Source organism: Mesorhizobium sp. M7D.F.Ca.US.004.03.1.1, from assembly GCF_003998635.1.
In the GTDB taxonomy this organism is placed as follows: Bacteria; Pseudomonadota; Alphaproteobacteria; order Rhizobiales; family Rhizobiaceae; genus Mesorhizobium; species Mesorhizobium loti.
Genome location: NZ_RZQG01000543.1, coordinates 1 through 4,152, shown reverse-complemented (window position 1 = coordinate 4,152; position 4,152 = coordinate 1). Strand labels below are relative to the sequence as shown.

General features: G+C 63.7%; 4 protein-coding genes and 1 pseudogene. All 5 read right to left on the bottom strand.

Annotation, left to right across the window (positions count from 1 at the left end):
* Positions 1–518, bottom strand: a pseudogene (locus tag EN935_RS25000) (S1C family serine protease); the annotation flags it as partial.
* A gap of 133 nt (positions 519–651) precedes the next feature.
* Complete coding sequence (locus EN935_RS24995; protein ID WP_127373710.1) at positions 652–1,119, bottom strand: cytochrome c-type biogenesis protein; 468 nt, start codon at positions 1,117–1,119, stop codon at positions 652–654.
* Positions 1,116–3,107 (bottom strand): heme lyase CcmF/NrfE family subunit, encoded by a 1,992-nt coding sequence (locus EN935_RS24990; RefSeq protein ID WP_127373709.1) that lies wholly within the window; start codon positions 3,105–3,107, stop codon positions 1,116–1,118. Before EN935_RS24990 ends, EN935_RS24995 begins: the two co-directional genes overlap by 4 nt.
* Positions 3,108–3,130: 23 nt before the next feature.
* Complete coding sequence (gene ccmE / locus EN935_RS24985) at positions 3,131–3,574, bottom strand: cytochrome c maturation protein CcmE (RefSeq protein ID WP_126068495.1); 444 nt, start codon at positions 3,572–3,574, stop codon at positions 3,131–3,133.
* Positions 3,575–3,582: 8 nt separating this feature from the next.
* Positions 3,583–4,152, bottom strand: a 570-nt coding sequence (locus EN935_RS24980) for a tetratricopeptide repeat protein (protein WP_127373708.1), incomplete at its 5' end; no start/stop codon positions are given.

The window sequence follows — 4,152 nt, the reverse complement described above, 5'->3', positions numbered from 1 at the left end:
TCCTTGCCGTCATTCATCACCACGGTGAAGGCCGAGCCTTCCGAAACGACGTGGTTGTTGGTGACGAGATAGCCGTCATCGGAGATGAAGAAGCCGGAGCCCTGAGCAACCGGCCGCGGCTGGTCGTTGTTGTGATCGCGGTGGTTGAAGCGGCGGTTGCCGCCACCCTGGCCGTTCTGGTCGCCAAAGCCACGGAATTCCTTGAAGAAGCGGCGCAGCTGCGGATTGTCGGGCATGTTGTTCATGCCGTCCGGATCGTCGCCCTGGTCCGAGCCGTCATCGGCCGCGGGCTGGATCTTGGCCTTGACCTTGACGCTGACGACGGCAGGAGAAACGCGCTCGACGACATCGGCGAAGCCCGGCACCTGCGGCGCCTCGACGCGCACGGCGTCAGCCAGAACAGGGCTGGTTCCACTGGTCAGCGCGCCGACGCCGATAGCACCGGCCACGGCGATGGACGCGACGGCAGCCATGAGACGCTTGCGGGTGACGGAATATGAATTGGGGGCAATATTCATGGATTTCTTATCCTCTTTCAAACGGACGCTGCTTGATCGGCATCCTCAGGAAAAGAGAATTAGAGCGGCGCACATTACCGCGCCATTTCCGACGCATGAAACTTTGGTAATGTTTGGAGGGTGACGGCGGTCGTCAGTCGCGGCGCAATATGGCGTCCAACGAGGCCTGCTCTTCGGCGGACAGGGATTTTGTCGCGAGCGTGCGGCGCGACCGCGCGGTCAGCACGATGAAAACGCCGCCAACCAGCAAGAGCAGGACAGGCGTGCCCCAAAGCAACGCATTGCGCAGGTCGAAACGCGGCTTCAGCAGTACGAACTCGCCGTAACGCGAAACCACGTAATCCATCACCTGCTGGTCGGTATCGCCGGCAACGAGGCGCTGACGTACAAGGATGCGCAGGTCACGGGCAAGGTCGGCGTCGGATTCGTCGATCGACTGGTTCTGGCAGACCATGCAGCGCAAGCCTTCCGACAGCGCCCGCGCCCGCGCCTCCAGCGCCGGATCAGGCAGCATCTCGTCAGGCTTCACCGCCAAGGCGGTGCCGGCAAAGAACAGTGCCAGCAGCAGGACAATCGAGGTCAGCGAAACCCGTGCGTTCATGGCAGGCCCGCGGACGTCACGGCGCTCGCCTGCTTGCGCCGCCGCGATGGCGCGCCGACGCGCAGGCGCCGATCCATCAGCGACATCGCCGCCCCCGCCATCATCATCAGGCCGCCACCCCAGATCAACGTCACCAGCGGCTTCCACCACAGACGCACCACGACGGAACCGTCTTTGCCCTCGTCGCCGAGCGAGATGTAGAGCTGCGAGAAGCCGATCGTCCTGATGCCGGATTCCGTCGTCGTCATCTGCCGCACCGGATAAAACCGCTTGGCGGAGCTGATCTCACCGACAGGACTGCCGCTGACGCCTATCAATTCGAAGCGGCCGCGGTCCTCGGCGTAGTGCGGTCCCTGGGCCGGATAGAGCCCGACGAAACGCAGCGTATGGCCGGACAGTTCGACGGTCTCGCCGGCATGCATCGACAGGATCTTTTCGGTGCCGAAGCAAAGCGTGCCGACGATGCCGAGCGTGGTCAGGCCAAGGCCAAGGTGGGCGAAGGCGGTGCCAAAGACCGAACGCGGCAGGCCGAGCAACCGCTTGACCATGATCCTCGCGGCAACATTGCCGACCCCAGATTTGACCGCGAGGTCGGTAAGCGCGCCGAGGATCAGCCAGACGGCAAGGCCGACGCCCAGGGCTGCAAACACCGAGGCGCCATCGATGAACAAGGCGGTGACAAGCGTCGCCAGGAGGGCCGCGGCGAACGCCACCATCAGGCGTTGCGCGACGGCGAAGACATCGCCGCGCTTCCAGGCCAGCAGCGGCCCAAACGGGACCACCAGCAGCAGCGGCACCATCAGCGGTCCGAAAGTCAGATTGAAGAATGGCGCTCCGACCGAAATCTTGTCTGCCGAAAACGCTTCGACGGCCAGCGGATAGAGCGTGCCGACAAGCACAGTCGCGGTCGCCGTGGTCAGGAACAGATTGTTGAGGACGAGCGCGCCCTCGCGCGAAATCGGATGGAACAGGCCGCCGGCCGTCAGCCGGGAGGCGCGTAGCGCAAACAGCGCCAGCGAGCCGCCGATGAACAGCGTCAGGATGCACAGGATGAAGACGCCGCGCGTCGGATCGGTGGCGAAGGCGTGCACCGAGGTCAAGACGCCCGAGCGCACCAGGAAGGTGCCGAGCAGCGACAGCGAAAAGGTCAGGATGGCGAGCAGCAGCGTCCAGATCTTCAGCGCCGAGCGCTTTTCCATGACGATGGCCGAATGGAGCAGCGCGGTGCCTGCCAGCCACGGCATGAAGGAGGCGTTCTCGACCGGATCCCAGAACCAGAAACCGCCCCAGCCGAGCTCGTAGTAGGCCCAGTATGATCCCATGGCGATGCCGCCGGTCAGGAACATCCAGGCGACCAGTGTCCACGGCCGCACCCAGCGTGCCCAGGATGCATCGATGCGCCCTTCGATGAGGGCGGCGACCGAGAAGGAAAAGCAGATCGAGAAGCCGACATAGCCGAGATAGAGAAACGGCGGGTGAATGGCGAGGCCTAGGTCCTGCAGGATCGGGTTGAGGTCGCGGCCTTCGATCGGCGCCGGATTGAGCCGGATGAACGGATTGGAGGTCGCCAGGATAAACAGGAAGAAGGCGGCGCCGATGGCGCCCTGCACCGCAAGCACGTTGGCGCGCAACGTCGCCGGCAGATTGGAGCCGAAGGCGGCGACAAGCGCGCCGAAGAAGGTCAGGATCAGCACCCAGAGCAGCATCGAGCCTTCATGATTGCCCCAGGTTCCGGTGATCTTGTAGATCAATGGCTGCAGCGAATGCGAGTTTTCCCACACACTCGCCACGGAGAAGTCGGAACTCGCATAAGCACTCGCCAACGCTGCGAAGGACAGCGCCGTCAAGGCAAAGCCGGTCACCGCGACCGGACCGCCGACGGCCATCAGGCGCTGGTTGTTCAGGCGCGCACCAAACAGCGGCACGATCGTTTGCACCAGCGAAAGCGCAAACGCCAGAACCAGGGCGAAATGTCCGGTTTCAACCATGGACCGTTGCTCTCCTGCCAGAGCTATTCACTCTTGCTCTCCTGCCAGACGCCCTTGGCCTTGAGGCCATCCGCCACTTCCTTGGGCATGTAGCGCTCATCATGCTTGGCGAGCACGCTGTCGGCAACAAAGACGCCATCCGGGCCGAACGTGCCTTCGGTGATGACGCCCTGCTCTTCACGGAAAAGATCGGGCAGGATGCCGGTATAGGTGACCTTGACCGATTTGTGCGTGTCGGTGACCGAAAAGCCAACCGTCGCCCCCTGCCCGCGCTGGATCGTGCCTTTTTCAACCAATCCGCCCAGCCTGATGCGCTGACCAGGCATGACGCTGGCGGTGGTGAGGTCGGCCGGCATGTAGAAATAGGACGCCTTCTGGCCAAGCGCATAGAAGGTCAGCCCGGTGGCCGCGCCCAGGAAAGCCAGCCCGCCCGCGATCACCGACAATCGTTTCTGTTTGCGCGTCATGTCTGTCTCTACTCCGTCGCCGTCAGGCCAAGCGAGGCGGCAAAGGCGGTGAATTTTTTCGCCTCGTCACTGTCGGCTCCGAAGACGGCAATGGCACGACCGAGCGCCTCACGCGCCTGATCGACCTTGCCCAGCACGACGTAAGAACGAACAAGCCGCATCCATCCTTCCGCGTCACGCGGATTTTGTCGCAGTTTGTCGTCGAGGCCGGCGACCATGGTGTTGATCATGGCTTCCCGATCCTGCGGCGACATCGAGGATGCGGCGTCGATATCGCCGGCATCGGGCCCGTTGGTGGTGCCGCCGGAAGCGACTTCGGGGCTGCCGGATTTGGCCAGCGCCTGCTCGAATGCACCGCGCCATGGCGACTCCGGCGGCAGCTTGCCCAGCATCGCCTCCCAGGCAGTGACTGCTTCCTTGGTTCGGCCCTCCTGCGCCAGCGCCATGGCCAAGTAGAAACTGGCCTTCGCATTGGCCGGATCGAGCTTCAAGGCCGCCTCGAAGGCATCCTGTGCATCGGCCGAGACAATGCCGCCTGCCGCGCTGGCGATTGCCTCGCCAAGACCGGCCTGGCGAAC

Bases quoted from the DNA above. Each gene is read 5' to 3' on its own strand.
- EN935_RS24995 (WP_127373710.1), bottom strand. From the start codon at position 1,119: ATGAACGCACGGGTTTCGCTGACCTCGATTGTCCTGCTGCTGGCACTG.
- EN935_RS24990 (WP_127373709.1), bottom strand. From the start codon at position 3,107: ATGGTTGAAACCGGACATTTCGCCCTGGTTCTGGCGTTTGCGCTTTCG.
- ccmE (WP_126068495.1), bottom strand. From the start codon at position 3,574: ATGACGCGCAAACAGAAACGATTGTCGGTGATCGCGGGCGGGCTGGCT.